We start from the raw sequence: 15,754 nt of genomic DNA, 5'->3' as shown, positions 1-15,754 counted from the left end.
TTGATTAAAAGATGGGGTGAAATTCATGAAATCTAGCTATTGGTTAAAAAATGCTCGATTAGAAATTGGGTTTGAAAAAGAAGACGGCAAAGTGGTCGGTACTGCTACTGAATTATTTCATCTTTTTATTGAAAATGGAAAGATCACTCGAATAACAAAAGAAGAAACGGATATTACTAGTGAATTTACTGTTCAAGATGCAGACGGTTTACTAGTTTTACCTTCATTTATTGAAAAGCATGTACATCTTGATAAAACGTTAATGGGTGATGTATGGAGAGCGTGTACTCCAACTTCTAGTGTGATCGAACGATTTGAATATGAAAAAATGGCCTTACCGACGATTGCTTCAAGTACGAAGGAACGTGCAGAAGCATTACTTGATATCCTTTTAGCTTCAGGATCTACACATGTGAGAACGCATGTTGATATTTATCCAGAGGTTGGAATAAAAAATTTAGAGCAAGTCGAACAAGCATTAGCTAACTATTCGAACCGACTTAGCTCCGAAGTTGTAGCATTTGCTCAACATGGATTATTAAGATCAAATGCGTTCAATTATGTGAGAGAAGCATTAAGAAATGGAGCAGGAATTGTTGGCTCAGTTGACCCCGCTATTGTAGACCAAAATATTGAAGAATCACTGTATCAACTTTATAATTTAGCAGTTGAAGCTGATGCAGATATTGATATACATTTACACGATCCTGGTCATTTAGGCTCATTTACGATGAAGCGCATAGTAGAATTTACTAAACAAGCAGGCTGGGAAGGAAGAGTAGCAATCAGTCATGCATTTGGGATAGGAGATATCCCAAGGGAAGAAGCATTTGACCTGGCAAATAGCTTTAGAGACGCTGGAATTTCGATTGTCACAAGTGTACCGATTAATAGACAAATGCCTCCTGTAGATTTACTAAATGAGCGTGGAGTCGAGGTAGCTGTGGGTAATGATAATATTTTTGATGTTTGGTCTCCACTCGGAACAGGGGATATTCTTGAAAGAGCGGGAAGACTAGCTGAACGCTTTAGATGGATTGATGAAGTATCACTAGCGCAAACATTAAAATATATTACAGGTGGAAAAACTCCATTAGATATTGAAGGAAATCAAGTATGGCCAAAAATAGGTGATTCTGCAAATCTAGTTTTAGTTGAAGCAAGCTGTTCGGCAGAGGCTGTTGCTAGACGCGCAAATCGAAAAGCAGTAATTTATAATGGGAAGATCGTTAGTGGTTCCTTAAGTGAAGAAAGATTGATTCGTAAATAAATAGAGCAATTAGAAAGAATAGGATAGGAAAAAGTTAAGTGGGCTTTTAGTAAAACCTACTTAGCTAAGATTAAAAAAGGATGCCAAAAAAGCCTCCCCAAGGAAAATAAACATCCAAACATAGACTTAATACTACCTATCCTGTCCGGAAAAATATGAACAAGGCTTTGTAAAAAGCCTAAAATATTAGAAGAAAAAGGAACTCTAGAATGATCTAGATTTCCTTTTTCATTTTTTCACATTAAGAAAGGTTAAATTGGGAACTAGGAAGATTGTTCGACGTCGTATAAAGAGTCGTCAGTCGACGAGTTTTCTTTAAAATAATTCGAGAAAGCAGGCTGTAAAATGGTTCGTTCTTACCTGTTATTACTTTTTTGTGTAATCTGTTGGGGAAGTAATTTTATTTTTGGCTCAATACTAGTAAAAGAGTTTTCACCAATATTATTGTCAGCGTTAAGATTGTGCTTTATATTACTATTTATGGCTTTCTATGCATTAATGAAGAAAAAGTGGAAAGGGATTAAGAAAAAAGATTGGTTTATGATTATTTTATTAGGATTAATTGGTACTTGTATTAATCAATGGTCATTTTATTCCGCTTTAGAAACAACCCATCCAACAACTTCTGCATTAATACTTGCGCTTGCTCCTCTTACTACATCTTTTTTAGCTTCAATATTTTTAAAGGAAAGACTAACAAAAGGTTTTGTATTAGGTTCAATTATAGCTTTTATAGGTGTCTTTTTTGTCATTACAAACGGACAAAAGCTTCAAATTACAGTTGGCTTGATTTGGATTTTTCTAACGATGCTCACGTTTTCAATTTCAATCATTATGATTAAAAAGCTGACGGAAAACTATGAATCCACCACGATTACGCTTTACTCTAATTTTATCGGTTTTGGAGGTTTATTACCGATTGCGCTTTTTTCAGAAACCACTGCGGCGTTGAGTAAGGAAGTGATGCCTTGGATCCTTTTAATTGTAACAGCAATTGTTATGCATGGGATTTGTACTTTAATTTGGAATCATCAAATTCAAATTGTCGGAGCATCAAAAGCGGCTATGTTTCTAAACTTAGAACCATTTGTTGCAATGCTAGTTGGGTTGATTGTTTTAAAAAATAATATTACTTCATCTCAACTTTTCGGTGGAGCACTCATTATTATTGGTGTTTTTCTTTCAACTTCATTAAAATGGAGAAAGACATTTAATGACCCAGTCTATATAAAAGACACAAAGAATTTTTAAGCAAGAGGAGGAGGAAACTATGAAAAACGTGAGAGTTTCTACTACTCTTTTTTCATCGGTTCAATGGCTATTTTTTATTTTTGCGAATACGATTGTAGTCCCCATATCAATAGGAGCTGCATTTCATTTGCCTTCAGATGTTATTGAAAGTACGATCAGAAGTTCATTAATCTTTACTGGTATTGCATCCGTTTTACAAGGATGGATTGGTCATAAATATCCGGTCATGGAGGGACATTCTGGTTTATTATGGGGAGTTATGCTGAACTTAGGATTATCAGCCTCTGCTTTTGGGTTAAGTTATACAGAAATTGGAGGAGGAATGGCAACAGGATTTATTGCTGCAGGTATTGTTACATTACTTTTATCAGCATTCAATTTGATTTCATTTCTTCAAAAAATCTTTACCCCAATGGTTATGACAGTTTATTTATTTTTACTTTCATTTCAGCTCATATTTGTATTCTTTAAAGGAATGCTTGGAATTACGAGTAAAGGTGAAATCAGTATATCGGTTAGTATACTTTCTTTATGTATCGTATTATTTGTTAGTATTTTAAAATTAAAAGGTTCTCGTATTATCAGCAATTTTTCAATATTAATTGGCATTATCGTAGGGTGGTTATTCTACTCAATATTATTTGGGTCAGATGCAAAAGAAGTAGGGGCAGCAAGTGCGCATTTTTCTTTATTCCCTTTAGGAGCACCAAATTTAGAAATAGGTATAATTGCGATTTCATTTTTTGCTGGAATTATGAATTTAAGTAATACATTTGCATCAATTAAAGCTGCGTCTGATTTATTAAAGGAAGAAGCGAGTACAAAACAATACCGTTTTTCACTATTTTTCACAGGCAGCTTCACAATTATTGCTGCATTATTTGGAATTGTCCCATATACACCATTTACATCTTCACTTGGATTTTTGCAAAGTACACAAATATATGAAAGAAAACCATTTATCTATGGGGGAGCTCTGCTAGCAATAATTGGCGTACTACCACCATTAATTTCATTTTTAGCAACTATGCCTGTAACAGTTGGAAATGCGGTATTATTTGTTGCATATCTTCAATTGTTTGGAACAGCATTTAGTAGTACTAATGGAAAAGTATTTACATCAGATACAATTTTTAGACTGGCAGCCCCAGTATTAGTAGGGGTAAGCTTAATGAATATTGCTCCTGGTACATTTGGAAATCTACCAATGATTGTTCAACCATTTTTAACAAATGGACTGATTATGGGCGTAATTCTTTCAATTTTATTAGAGAAATCAATTAACTGGAATCAGTTTGAGAAGGTAAAAGGATAAAAATGGCTCGAGGAAAATATCCTCGGGCCTATTTAAGTGCGGTATTACTTCTAATCGCTCGTTCCAATTAGATTAAACACCCTTTTGCAACAAACGCATTTGATAATTGAACAAATGATAGACTGTCTTTAATTGGATGGAAAATCGGAGACGTGAGTTATTCACGTCTCTCAGACTTTTGACAAACGCTCGCTTTCTTCATTGCTTCGCCTGTCTGCGGTGCTCATTACCGTCAAAGGTAACTCCGCTCCTCACCAGGCTTCGCGCCTCGAAAGACAAGCGCTTGCAATCAGTCTGAAAATCAATTTTTTTGTATTTTGTCTACACACTGGGAGACGTGAGTTATTCACGTCTCTATTTTTTGTTAAAATAGTTTCACTTCTAAAATCTATTTTATTCTAGGTTTTCCAGTTGAACGTCTAATAATTAAATGAGGTTTAATTGTAGTTGATACAGGATTAATTTGTTTCTCTTTATTTTCAATCAAATTAATTAGATGTTCCATAGCGAGATTTCCTAGAGATTGACTTAAATGAGTTCCCACTGTTGTTAATTGAATAGATGCATGGGCAGAAAACTCGATATTGTCAATTGCACCAATGCTGATATCTTCCGGTATTTTAAATCCTTTACTAAGTAGGAAATCCATACATGTTAAAGCGATTGCATCTGTGGCAGCGACAATGGCTGTTGGATAATCTATACCTGAAAATAACTCTTTACAAGCTTGTACGATGGATTCTACACTTGTATCGGTTGTTTTTATCCAGTCTTCGCGAACCGCTATTTTATGTCTAATAGTCTCCATTTTATATCCTTCTAAGCGACCGTAAAAAGTAGAGGCTTGTAGCGGTCCACCTATATAGGCTATATTCTTATGCCCTATTTCTATCATATGATCTGTAATTAGTTCACCGGCTTTTATGTTATCAATCTCAAAATAGTTTGTTCCACACGAATGCTTTCGATTGAACGTCACATACGGTTTGCCTTCCAAACTTTCTAAGATGGGAAAAATAGAATCATTCAATAAAATAGAGGACATTATGATTCCATCAAAAGGGGCACTTAAAACTTGGTTATAAAGCATATTATCGTTATCTATTTTATGGAAATAAACGAGCACGTTATATCCGTTTTTTGCTGCAATAGTTACAATTCCGCGAGTAGATTCTTCATAAAATGGATCGTGACTATGTCCTGTGATTAACGCAATCATGTTGGTTTTTTTTTTCACGAGATTTCTAGCAATCATATTAGGATGGTAATTTAATTCTTTAATTGCTCTCTCTACTTTCGCTACTGTAGATTGTTTGATATTTTTAGAACCATTTAATACGCGAGAAACAGTAGATTGAGAGACTCCAGCTAACCTCGCAACATCGTGGGATGAAACCAAATAAATCACTCCAAGCTCATAGAATATAAAATTTAAATAATAGTGAATTAATATTAAAAAAGCAATGAATACGGCTGATGTACGAATTCCTCTTACTCCTAAAAACAAAATAAACTGTGGAAGATTTAAGAGACTTTTCCTCATTATAGCAAATAAAAAAGAATTTGATTAGGATTTTCATGAGAATTAACTTGTTTTTTTGACTACGTATTCATAAAAAGGGAATGAATACGGAATGATCATTTAGATTTAATCGCCAAATATATTGATAAAAAAGGATCCGATCAAAGGTGTTCTTACAGAAATCACCATAATTTGCAATGATACTTTGATAATTAGGGAATTTTTTTATGTTTTTTAGTCGGAAGGTAAATATTTATAAAATGCTAAATAGTAAAAATTGTTTGACACTTATTTATTTGGAAGTTTATTATTAATACGTATTCATAAATTAGGAGGGAAACATGAAACAGAATCTTTGGATTAACGGACTACATATGGAAACAGAACATTATTCAGAATTACTTTCTCCCTATTCAAGTGAAAAGATTGCAGACATTTCAATAGGAAATAAAGAGCAAACTCAAGAAGCAATACAAGCAGCTTATGATGCTAAAGAAGTAATGGCTAAAATGCCTGCTCATCAACGAGCTGCCATTTTAGAGAAAGTTTCGCAACTTCTTGAAGAAAATTTAGAAGAAGCGGCGAAAGTAATTGCTCTTGAATCGGCTAAACCGATTATCTTCGCTAAATCAGAAGTAATAAGAACGATTGAAACTTATAAATTTGCATCAGAAGAAGCTAAACGAATTCATGGAGAAACAATCCCCTTTGATGCGGCAGTTAGTGGTGTGGGAAAAATAGGCTACACCGTCCGAAATCCAATTGGTGTTATTGGAGCTATTACTCCATTTAATTTTCCCATGAATTTAGTTGCACATAAAGTGGGACCTGCTATAGCTTCAGGGAATACCGTAGTATTAAAGCCAGCTTCACAAACGCCACTTTCTGCATTTTATGTAGCTGACTTATTTAAAAAGGCAGGTCTCCCTGACGGTGCGTTAAATATTGTCACGGGACCAGGTGGAGTGGTAGGTGACGCTATTGTAGAAAGTGATCAAGTTAGTATGGTGACTTTTACAGGAAGCTCTTCAGTTGGAATTGCACTTCGGGCGAAGGCAGGGCTTAAGAAAACAACTCTTGAACTAGGTTCAAATGCAGCATTAATCATTGATGAGGGCATTGATGTAAAGAAGACTATTGATCGTTGCTTAATGGGTGCATTTTCTAACCAAGGACAAGTATGCATCTCTTTACAGCGTATATATGTACACGAAAAAATCTATGATGAGTTTGTTTCGCAGTTTGCAGAAGCGGCTAGCAAACTTAAACTAGGTGACCCTCTAAATCCTGAAACATATGTTTCATCTCTTATTTCACCGAATGATTTAGATCGTGCTTTAAGTTGGATTGAAGAAGCAAAAGCACAGGGGGCGACTATTGCATCTGGTGGCAAAGCACAGGGTAATATCCTCGAACCGACAGTTATTTTAGATGTAACGAGTAACATGAAAGTATCGTGTAATGAAGTTTTTGCACCAATTGTTTCAATTTGTAAAGTATCATCAGTAAACGAGGCAATCGATGCTGTGAATGATTCCCGATATGGGCTGCAAGCTGGAATATACACAAATAATGTTTCCAATGCACTGAAAGCAGCGGACGAATTGCATGTTGGTGGAGTGGTTATTAATGATGTGCCAACGTTCCGTGTTGATCAAATGCCATATGGTGGCGTAAAAGAAAGTGGAACAGGACGTGAAGGATTGAAATATGCAATTGAAGAGATGACTGAAATGAAACTGGTTATATGGCATAAAGGATAAATCACATGCAACGACTAAAATGAAATTAATTTATTTATCGGTTCTCATACTAAAGTTTGAAATGAGGGTATAGGTAATTATAAATAATGTCATGCTTAAACCCTATTTAAAAAAGATACAGTATTTGAAAAAGCAAATATCAAAGAGAAATTATTATAAAAATGGAGGAATCAAAAGATGGGTAAGCAACTAACCTCAAAAGAATGGCAAGAAAAACGCGATAAATATGTAGTAAAAGGAGTTAGTAATGGAAATCGAGCAATCGCTGTAAAAGGCAAAGGAGCGACACTATACGATTTGGAAGGAAAGAAGTTTATTGACTTCGGTGCGGCGATCGGAACAATTAACGTGGGGCATTCACATCCAAAAGTAGTAGCAGCTATACAAGAACAAGCAGAAAAGGTCATTCATCCTGGTTTCAACGTCATTATGTACCCGTCATACATAGAAATTTGTGAAAAATTGTGTGAAGCATCACCAGGAAATTTTGCGAAAAAAGCAATTTTACTAAACAGTGGTGCTGAAGCAGTTGAGAACGCTGTGAAAATCGCAAGAAAATATACAAAACGCCAAGCAGTTGTCACATTTACTCGCGGATTCCACGGCCGTACATTAATGACGATGACAATGACGAGTAAAGTAAAACCATATAAACTTGGTTTTGGTCCATTTGCACCAGAAGTATATCAAGCACCATATCCATATATGTATCGTAAGCCAGATGGCATGACTGATGAACAATACGAAGCAGATGTGATTGCACAGTTTGATCAATTTTTTGTGGCAACAGTTGCACCAGAGACTGTGGCGTGTATTGTTATGGAGCCGATTCAAGGAGAAGGTGGATTTGTTATACCACCAAAATCATTTGTAAAACATGTGCGTGAATTTTGTTCAAAACATGGTATTTTGATGGTTGCTGATGAAATTCAAACAGGTTTCGCAAGAACAGGAAAATTGTTTGCGATGGAGCATTTTGATATTGCAGCTGATCTTATGACTGCTTCTAAATCTATCGCAGGTGGTATGCCACTAAGTGCTGTTATCGGTAAGGCAGAAATAATGGATATGGCAGATCCTGGTGAATTAGGTGGAACATACTGTGGAAATCCACTTGCTTGTGAAGCAGCATTAGCAGTATTAGAAGTTATTGAAGAAGAACAATTATGTGAAAAAGCAAAATGGATTGGAGAAGTGCTTGAGAGCCAAGTGAGAAAATGGCAAGAAAAGTACAACTTCATTGGAGAATTCCGCGGTCTTGGAGCAATGTGTGCAGTAGAGATTGTAACAGATCAAAAATCAAAAACACCGAATAAAGAACTTACTACAAAAATAGCAAAAGCAGCAAACGAAGCTGGGCTTCTATTACTTACTGCAGGTCTAGATGGAAATATCATTCGTTTTTTAAGCCCATTAGTGATAACAGAAGAGGAGCTTAGCGAAGGTCTTGCCATTTTAGAAAACGTTTTAGAAAACGTATTAGTTTATTGTTAAAATTTTGTTGAAACTAAAACGTTCAATTGTTTTCATATGTTCAAACTTTTAAAGAGTAACTTCCGAATGTGGAGTTTAATAGGACATGCTCGAGTCTTTTAAAAAAAGGTTTTTATAAATAGTTTTATATTAACAAAAAAAGGATAGGGTGAATATGGAGAATCAAAACAAAGGTTTACAACAAAATTTAAAGAACCGCCATATTCAGATGATTTCAATTGGGGGAATCATTGGGGCTGGTTTATTCGTAGGTAGCGGGAATGTTATTCATAGTGCAGGTCCATCAGCAATTGTTGCTTATGTAATAGCGGGAGTATTAGTTGCACTTCTTATGAGAATGTTAGGAGAAATGGCTGCAGAGAACCCAGATAGTGGATCGTTTTCAACGTATGCAAAAGAGTCGATTGGCCCTTGGGCAGGTTACACGATTGGATGGTTGTATTGGTTTTTCTGGTTGATTACAATCGCAATCGAGTCGATTGCAGGTGCAAATATTATGAATTCATGGTTCCCGAGTATTCCATTATGGGGCTGGGCTTTAATTCTTACATTTGTTCTTACACTCACCAATATTTTATCAGTGAAAACATTTGGAGAGTTTGAATATTGGTTTGCCATTACAAAGGTAGTGGCGATTTCAGCATTTATGTTATTAGGTCTAGCGATTTTATTTAAATTTATCCCTACAATTCAATCTCCGGGATTATCAAATTTGACACAGCATGGCGGATTTTTCCCTAAAGGTGTGAGTGCAATATTAGGTGGGTTTATGACGGTTATGTTTGCATTTTTTGGATCTGAAATTGCTGCGATTGCTGCTGGTGAAACAAAAGATCCTCAAAAGTCTGTTGTTACTGCTATTAATTCTGTTGTTTGGCGTGTAGCATTGTTCTACATTGGATCAGTTACTATTTTAGTTCTATTAATGCCTTGGAATGACGCGAAATCGTTAAGTAGCCCATATGTAACGTTGCTTACAAATTTAGGGATTCCTGGGGCTGCAACAATCATGAAGATTGTTGTACTTTTTTCAGTACTTTCTTGTTTGAATTCAGCACTTTACACGAATTCTCGCATGCTATATTCATTAGCGAAGCAAGGAAATGCTCCGAGAATTTTTACAAAAGTAAACAAAGGTGGATCACCATATTGGGCGGTCTGGGCAAGTTCAGCTTTCGCCTTTCTAGCTGCAATTTTTAACTTTATTTCACCAGATAAACTTTTTTCATTTCTACTGAATGCATCAGGTTCAATTGCTCTTCTAGTGTATATTGTTATTGCAGTCTCGCATTTAATAAAGAGAAGAGAAGCTGAGAAAAAAGGTAAAGTATTACGATTAAAAATGTGGGGTTTCCCATATATAACTTACATTTCCATCATCGCAATGGTCGTAATTTATTTCTCGATGTTCTTTATGAGTGGTCTTCGCACACAATTCTATTTAACATCTTTAATTACAGTTTTAGTAATTTCTTCATTCTTCATTTTTAAAGTTGGAAAGAAAGAGAAAGTTGAATCAAAACATGAAGAATTGATTATAAATAATTAATGCATGTGCTAGTTTAATAAGAACGTAAAATGGCTGTCAATATTGACAGCCATTTTTTACATACAAAATATTAACATTTTATTTTAATAGAGCTTTTATACAAAGAAATTAACTATTTTTCGAAGTTCTTTTGTTAATTTAGTGCTAGTAGGACTAAGCCATCTTTTTGGAACAATTAGATGCTTGCAATTCTTACTATTTAAATAACTGTAAATAATTTGAGCTTCGTCGATTTCATCACGACTTACATCTTTAGAAGATTGGTTATGATTATTTTTGAAGTAATCAAGTGAATTTGAATAGATTTGTTCAATCAACTGTTCAACTGAATTTTCTTCAATTTCTACCAATTCACAATGCAATATTTGTGTCCGATAGATTAGAAAGTACTTAAATTTGTTGTTTTCTAATTGTTCAATTGTAATAATATGATGATTTTGTTCAGTAAATTCGATTAGCTTTTCTTTATTAGTTAAAGACTTAACCATTTCAATCCAATCCCTGTATTTTGCCGCAGCCTCAAAATCAAATTGTTCAGATGCTGATAACATAAGCTTTTCCATTTCTTCAAGCAGACTCATGTCAGTACGATTAAGAAATCGAATAACTTTATCAATTATCATATTGTACTCTTCAAGCGCTGGTCCACCTAGACAAACTCCATTACATGTCCCTAATGAATAATTTAAACAAGCGCTATTCTTAACCGCCAGATGGCCACAATTAATTTTAAAGCATTCCTTAATGCCAGTAACTGCTCTTTCAACTGTACTTCTACTTGTAAAAGGACCAAATATTAATACATTTTCACTTTCAATAGGCTCGTAGCTAATTTCAAATGAAGGAACTTTTTTATTTAAGTTGATGACTAAGTAAATAAAAGATTGCGGACTTTTCATCATGCGATTATACATTGGTTTAATTTCTTTAATTAAATGACACTCAAGCATGAAAGCATCGAATTCAGTATCAGTCAATAAATAGTCAAAATCCTTTAAATGGGTTACCAGTTTTTTCACTTTTGGTGAATGTCCCTTTGAATTTTGAAAGTAAGATTGAACTCGTTTTTTTAAGCTTTTTGCTTTTCCGACATAAAGGATTTGACCTTTTGAATCTTTCATTAAATAAACGCCAGGGGATAAAGGTAGATTTTTTACTTTTTCTTGTAGATTAATAGTAGTTCATCCCTTTTCTTGTAAGTATAATCTCATTTTAACATGAGTAATGAATTAAAAGTCAGAACAATTATGCGGAATAACTTCAACAAAACTTTATATAAAAAACATAATTTAAGTCTTTAATACACGCATAAAAGAACGATTACATGCGTAAAAATTGACTACAGATGATTTAAAGGAGAAGTGATCTTTGATGAAAACGATCTATACGACATCCTCTTTCTCCAATTGGATTCTAGCTTGTATTGTTAATGGATTAATAATTTGGTTATGCAGTTTATTTGCTCATCTAGTCGACTGGAAGTATGCTGACATGGGATTCTTCCTATACTTTGTCATTCTAGTATTCTATATTATTTGTTTAAAACTGAATGAAGGATTCCCAGCGCTTTTTCGGAAATTTGTACTCCGCAAAAAATTGGATATAGTTAATGTATCTGCTTATGAAGTAACGATTATTCTAGTAGCTATTTTTCACGTAGTAAGAGCGATTGTGATTTATAAGGATGCTCTTAGTGCCGTATTTTGATTCCATAAAAAACGAGGGAATCCTAACAGTCTAACTAGTTAGGAGAACCCTCTTTTTTTATTTTAATGGGATTTGGAAAGCTATAAAAAAAGAGTGATGAGAAAAGAAGTTTGAGCTGCAAATAAGTCTCTGAGTACAGCAAATAGAGAGCCAATCAGTGCAAATAAACAGCGTGCTGCAAATAACATCTGAGAATCGCAAATAAATTTAATAATTACCTATACTGGTTAGGGTATTTTGATCAGGAAATTGGACGATTGTAGACACCTTTAATATAAAGAGGCTCTTATTCTTACTAAATCGAATAAAAAATTCGTAAAATCCTTTAATTATGGATGGATTATACCAACTACAATAAAAAAAGCAGCTGAGATATCTCAATTTCTGTTTAAGGCAATAATATTTTACTTCCCACAATAAATTTTTAGATAAGGCCATAATTACTATATAATCTTCATAGGTGATGAAAATGTTTTTAAAAAAAATTACACTTTTGCGCGATGATATTCATTCCTTTAGCCAATATCCGTTTTCGATTCCTTCCATTAAATCTTTTGATGAATTGAACTTAAGAAGTAATGTAACCTTTTTTGTAGGTGAAAATGGTTCTGGAAAGTCTACGTTATTGGAAGCTATTGCTGATAAATGTGATTTTAATACGGCAGGTGGGGGGCGTAATAATAATTATGAAGTTTTTGCATCGGAGTCACAGCTTGGAAATTACATAAGACTTTCTTGGTTACCGAAAATTTCGAATGGATTTTTCTTACGAGCGGAATCATTTTATAATTTTGCTACTTACTTAGATGAATTAGAGGATCCAGAAAATGAAAAATATGACAGCTACGGGGGACAGTCTCTCCATCATCAATCACATGGGGAATCATTTTTGTCTTTGTTTTTAAATCGATTTAATGAAACGGCGATCTATTTGTTAGATGAGCCTGAGGCAGCGTTGTCTCCTGCTAGGCAATTATCATTTTTAAAAATAATTCATGATTTAGTAGAAAATGAAAATTCACAGTTCATTATTGCTACGCATTCTCCAATTCTCCTTGGTTATCCAAATGCAGATATTTTAAGCTTTGATCATGGAGAAATTTCTAGAATTGACCTCTAAAAAACTCATTTCACCTATGTGAAACTGAGTTTTTTGTTATTCATGCTCTATTAATTCTTTAGGTAATATAAATTGTCCATTTTCATCAGCGTGAAGATCAACAACTTTAAAGACAGCATCTAAATTTAATGGTCCATAAATATGAGGAAATAATTGCCCGAAGTTTTCAGTATCTTCATAGACGATTTTTGATTTTGTTTTTTCTTCATTAATACAAAGTAAATTTAAATCAGTTGCACCTTTAAAGAATAAGTTTGCGATTTCAACAGTTTGCTGGAGGGTTGAACAATGGATAAAACCCTCGTTGTTTAAACTATCAGGTGAATATGCACCTGAATTCTTTGCATTTTGCCAGTCTTTGTTTCCAATAATATGTAAAATCATTTTGGCTCTCCTTTAATCATCACTCAAAGTATAATTTAATTTTTCTTTTCATCTCTTCTTTATTTTCCGCAAATTGTTTATGTCGATGTCCATTCCCCCCAGATGTATGGGGAAATCCGTATAAAATGGAGTCCGAGTTTAAATAATCATTTGTTGTTAAATAGGTTAAAACTTTTGAAACATTAACTCCTAATGGGATAATGAGGGGACGTTCTAGTCTTATGATTTCCTCTGCAAAGGTATTAACTATATACTTTTTAAGTAAATCAGTTCTTAAAATATTCGGAGTTGAACCATTATAGTTTTTTCCTTTATAGAAAACAGGGTATTTAATCACGGATGTAGTTTGGACTAAATGACTTGCTGTACTAAAAAGTTCGCTAGTTGAATTTAATCCAAGATAATGATGTAATTCTAATTCATCTAACATGGCAATTAAATTTTTTCGCATCGGTCCTTCAAAGCTAGAATTCTTTTTAACTTCATGTAAAATTTCTTCGTCATCCATTTCCTTATCCTTAAGTCTAATCACAGTCGAATAAGATTGTTTCATTTGATGTAAGCCGGGGGTAATCCCAACAATGATGACTTTAGCTCGCTCATTAATGTACTCAAAGGGAGCATAATAAATTTCTAAATTTTTCTTTTCATCTTTATCTACTAGAAATTTTTCACTTTTTAATGCACTAGTTTCAAATGAAGGAGATAAAGAAGATATTAACGTTTTATATTCGTTATATTTTGCGTTAGCTAAGATAGCCATATTTGGTCCTCCATCACAACTATTTATAGTTCATTGTATCGAAAGTTCTCCATGAAATCCAACTATCTACCAACTAGCCTTTCACGTATAAAATAAGTGATTTTTGATAAAACTGATTAGCTGATAGTAAGTTGGAAATTTATGAAAGGCTGGAAGATTAAGTGGATTATTCTAATGAACAAAAGAAGCGTTTAAGAAAATTTAATTTACGTTCTTCCGTTCTTCATACTGAAGGAAATTTAATAGAAAACCTTAACATTATTCAAAGAATCTTTCCTACCTCTGATTTAGTAACAAAAGACTTGATAATTCGAGATAAGAAGGCAGTGCTTTGCTATTTGTCTAGTATAGTCGATGAACAAATAATATCTCAATTTATTAATACAATAAGTTCGAATACAATTGAAATAGAATTATTCATAACGAATAATACTGTTCGTACTAATCAAATCTTAGAAATTGAAACAGCGATATTGGATGGTAAAAGTATTCTATTAGTTGAAGGCGATCCAGTCGCATTTGTATATTCGACGGGAAAATTACCACAAAGAGCTTATACGCCTCCAAGTATTGATAATTCCTTAAGAGGCACAAAAATATCCTTTATTGAAACTGTTCAAGGTAATATTACTTTACTTCGAAGATTTATTAAAAGTCGTGATTTTCAAGTTAAGCAAATTGAAATTGGGAATGAGAATAAAAGTACGGTAGCAATTACGTATATCGATGGATTAGTAGATGAAGATTTATTAACTAGTGTTGAAGAAAGAATATCAAAGATAAAACTTGATTCTATTTTAAATGCAAACCATTTAGCCCAATTAATGGAAAGAAATCCATTTTCGCCATTTCCTCAATATTTAACAACTGAAAGACCGGATGTTGCGGCTACAACTTTACTTGAAGGAAGAGTAGTCCTAATCGTAGACCGTTCCTCTGATGTTATTATTTTACCGATAAATTTTGCAATATTTTTTAAAACGATTGATGATTATTCAGCAAGGGCTATGGTGGCTTCATTTAATCGTTTGCTTAGAGTAGTTGCGTTTTTTTTAACAATCTTTTTGCCGGGAATCTATATTGCAATTATTTCATTCAATTACGAAATTGTTCCTCTAAAATTGCTTCTATCCATCGGGGAATCTAGGGCAAAGGTTCCTTTCGACCCATTATTTGAAGCAATTGTTATGGAGATAACTTTAGAAATGTTAAGAGAAGCAGCGATTAGGCTACCAGCTCCTATTAGTACAACAGTAGGCATTGTAGGCGGGATCGTGATCGGTCAAGCAGCGGTACAAGCAGGAATTGTTAGTAATATTATGGTAATCGTTGTAGCTCTAACTGCTATTTCTTCATTTATTATCCCGCATTATGAAATGGCATCTAGCTTACGAGTCATTCGTTTTCCAATTATGATTATGGCCTCTTTATTTGGTTTAATCGGATTGATTGTAAGTACAATGATTCTCATGATCCATGGTTTGAGCTTATCTAGCTATAACAAACCTTATACATTGCCATTTTCACCAATTAATCTTGATGCATTTAAAGATACAATCATAAGAGTACCTTTAAAGTATCTTTGGAAAAAACAAAATAAACGTAATGAAGAATGA

The 15,754-nt window shown here is 33.9% G+C and carries 13 protein-coding genes; 9 read left to right on the top strand and 4 right to left on the bottom strand.

From position 1 onward, the window contains the following. Positions 1–25: 25 nt before the first annotated feature. From ACFVRR_RS16965 to ACFVRR_RS16955, 3 genes are all read left to right on the top strand, one after another. Positions 26–1,270 (top strand): amidohydrolase, encoded by a 1,245-nt coding sequence (locus tag ACFVRR_RS16965; RefSeq protein ID WP_387330936.1) that lies wholly within the window; start codon positions 26–28, stop codon positions 1,268–1,270. A 345-nt stretch (positions 1,271–1,615) separates the two neighbouring features. Continuing rightward, on the top strand, positions 1,616–2,521 hold the full coding sequence (locus ACFVRR_RS16960; RefSeq protein WP_387330933.1) for a DMT family transporter: 906 nt from the start codon (positions 1,616–1,618) through the stop codon (positions 2,519–2,521). A gap of 19 nt (positions 2,522–2,540) precedes the next feature. Further along, positions 2,541–3,836, top strand: a complete 1,296-nt coding sequence (locus tag ACFVRR_RS16955) for a uracil/xanthine transporter (RefSeq protein WP_387330930.1) — start codon at positions 2,541–2,543, stop codon at positions 3,834–3,836. Positions 3,837–4,224: 388 nt separating this feature from the next. Here the strand turns inward: ACFVRR_RS16955 and ACFVRR_RS16950 are convergent, their stop codons facing one another. Continuing rightward, positions 4,225–5,235, bottom strand: a complete 1,011-nt coding sequence (locus ACFVRR_RS16950) for a LacI family DNA-binding transcriptional regulator (protein WP_387330927.1) — start codon at positions 5,233–5,235, stop codon at positions 4,225–4,227. A gap of 464 nt (positions 5,236–5,699) precedes the next feature. Here ACFVRR_RS16950 and ACFVRR_RS16945 point away from each other — a divergent pair, with 464 nt between their 5' ends. The 3 genes from ACFVRR_RS16945 (at position 5,700) to ACFVRR_RS16935 (ending at position 10,164) form a co-directional block, all read left to right on the top strand. Further along, positions 5,700–7,121 carry an aldehyde dehydrogenase family protein gene (locus ACFVRR_RS16945; RefSeq protein ID WP_387330924.1) on the top strand — a complete coding sequence of 474 codons (1,422 nt, stop codon included), beginning with the start codon at positions 5,700–5,702 and terminating at the stop codon, positions 7,119–7,121. A gap of 177 nt (positions 7,122–7,298) precedes the next feature. After that, positions 7,299–8,615, top strand: coding sequence for a 4-aminobutyrate--2-oxoglutarate transaminase (gene gabT / locus ACFVRR_RS16940; protein ID WP_387330921.1), 1,317 nt, complete (start codon positions 7,299–7,301; stop codon positions 8,613–8,615). Between the two features lie 154 nt (positions 8,616–8,769). After that, complete coding sequence (locus ACFVRR_RS16935) at positions 8,770–10,164, top strand: amino acid permease (RefSeq protein ID WP_387330919.1); 1,395 nt, start codon at positions 8,770–8,772, stop codon at positions 10,162–10,164. A 95-nt stretch (positions 10,165–10,259) separates the two neighbouring features. Here ACFVRR_RS16935 and ACFVRR_RS16930 read toward each other — a convergent pair whose 3' ends face one another. After that, positions 10,260–11,339: a GIY-YIG nuclease family protein gene (locus ACFVRR_RS16930; RefSeq protein ID WP_387331058.1), complete on the bottom strand. Its 1,080-nt coding sequence runs from the start codon at positions 11,337–11,339 to the stop codon at positions 10,260–10,262. 193 nt (positions 11,340–11,532) lie between these two features. Between ACFVRR_RS16930 and ACFVRR_RS16925 the strand changes: the two genes are divergently transcribed. Together ACFVRR_RS16925 and ACFVRR_RS16920 are read left to right on the top strand one after the other, a co-directional pair. Then, positions 11,533–11,871 carry a hypothetical protein gene (locus ACFVRR_RS16925; protein ID WP_387330916.1) on the top strand — a complete coding sequence of 113 codons (339 nt, stop codon included), beginning with the start codon at positions 11,533–11,535 and terminating at the stop codon, positions 11,869–11,871. Positions 11,872–12,340: 469 nt separating this feature from the next. Next, positions 12,341–12,991, top strand: a complete 651-nt coding sequence (locus tag ACFVRR_RS16920) for an AAA family ATPase (protein WP_387330913.1) — start codon at positions 12,341–12,343, stop codon at positions 12,989–12,991. A 36-nt stretch (positions 12,992–13,027) separates the two neighbouring features. On the opposite strand, the gene ACFVRR_RS16915 is transcribed toward ACFVRR_RS16920, so the two are convergent. Together ACFVRR_RS16915 and ACFVRR_RS16910 are read right to left on the bottom strand one after the other, a co-directional pair. Continuing rightward, positions 13,028–13,375, bottom strand: coding sequence for a DUF952 domain-containing protein (locus ACFVRR_RS16915; RefSeq protein WP_387330910.1), 348 nt, complete (start codon positions 13,373–13,375; stop codon positions 13,028–13,030). A 19-nt stretch (positions 13,376–13,394) separates the two neighbouring features. Beyond that, a complete protein-coding gene (locus tag ACFVRR_RS16910) occupies positions 13,395–14,138 on the bottom strand; it encodes a hypothetical protein (protein ID WP_387330907.1) in 744 nt (247 codons plus the stop codon). Between the two features lie 161 nt (positions 14,139–14,299). Between ACFVRR_RS16910 and ACFVRR_RS16905 the strand changes: the two genes are divergently transcribed. Continuing rightward, on the top strand, positions 14,300–15,754 hold the full coding sequence (locus ACFVRR_RS16905; protein WP_387330904.1) for a spore germination protein: 1,455 nt from the start codon (positions 14,300–14,302) through the stop codon (positions 15,752–15,754).

Source organism: Gottfriedia sp. NPDC057948, from assembly GCF_042887255.1.
In the GTDB taxonomy this organism is placed as follows: domain Bacteria; phylum Bacillota; class Bacilli; order Bacillales; family Bacillaceae_G; genus Gottfriedia.
Note: the sequence above shows the minus strand (reverse complement) of the source record. Positions and strands in the feature narration are given on the sequence as shown.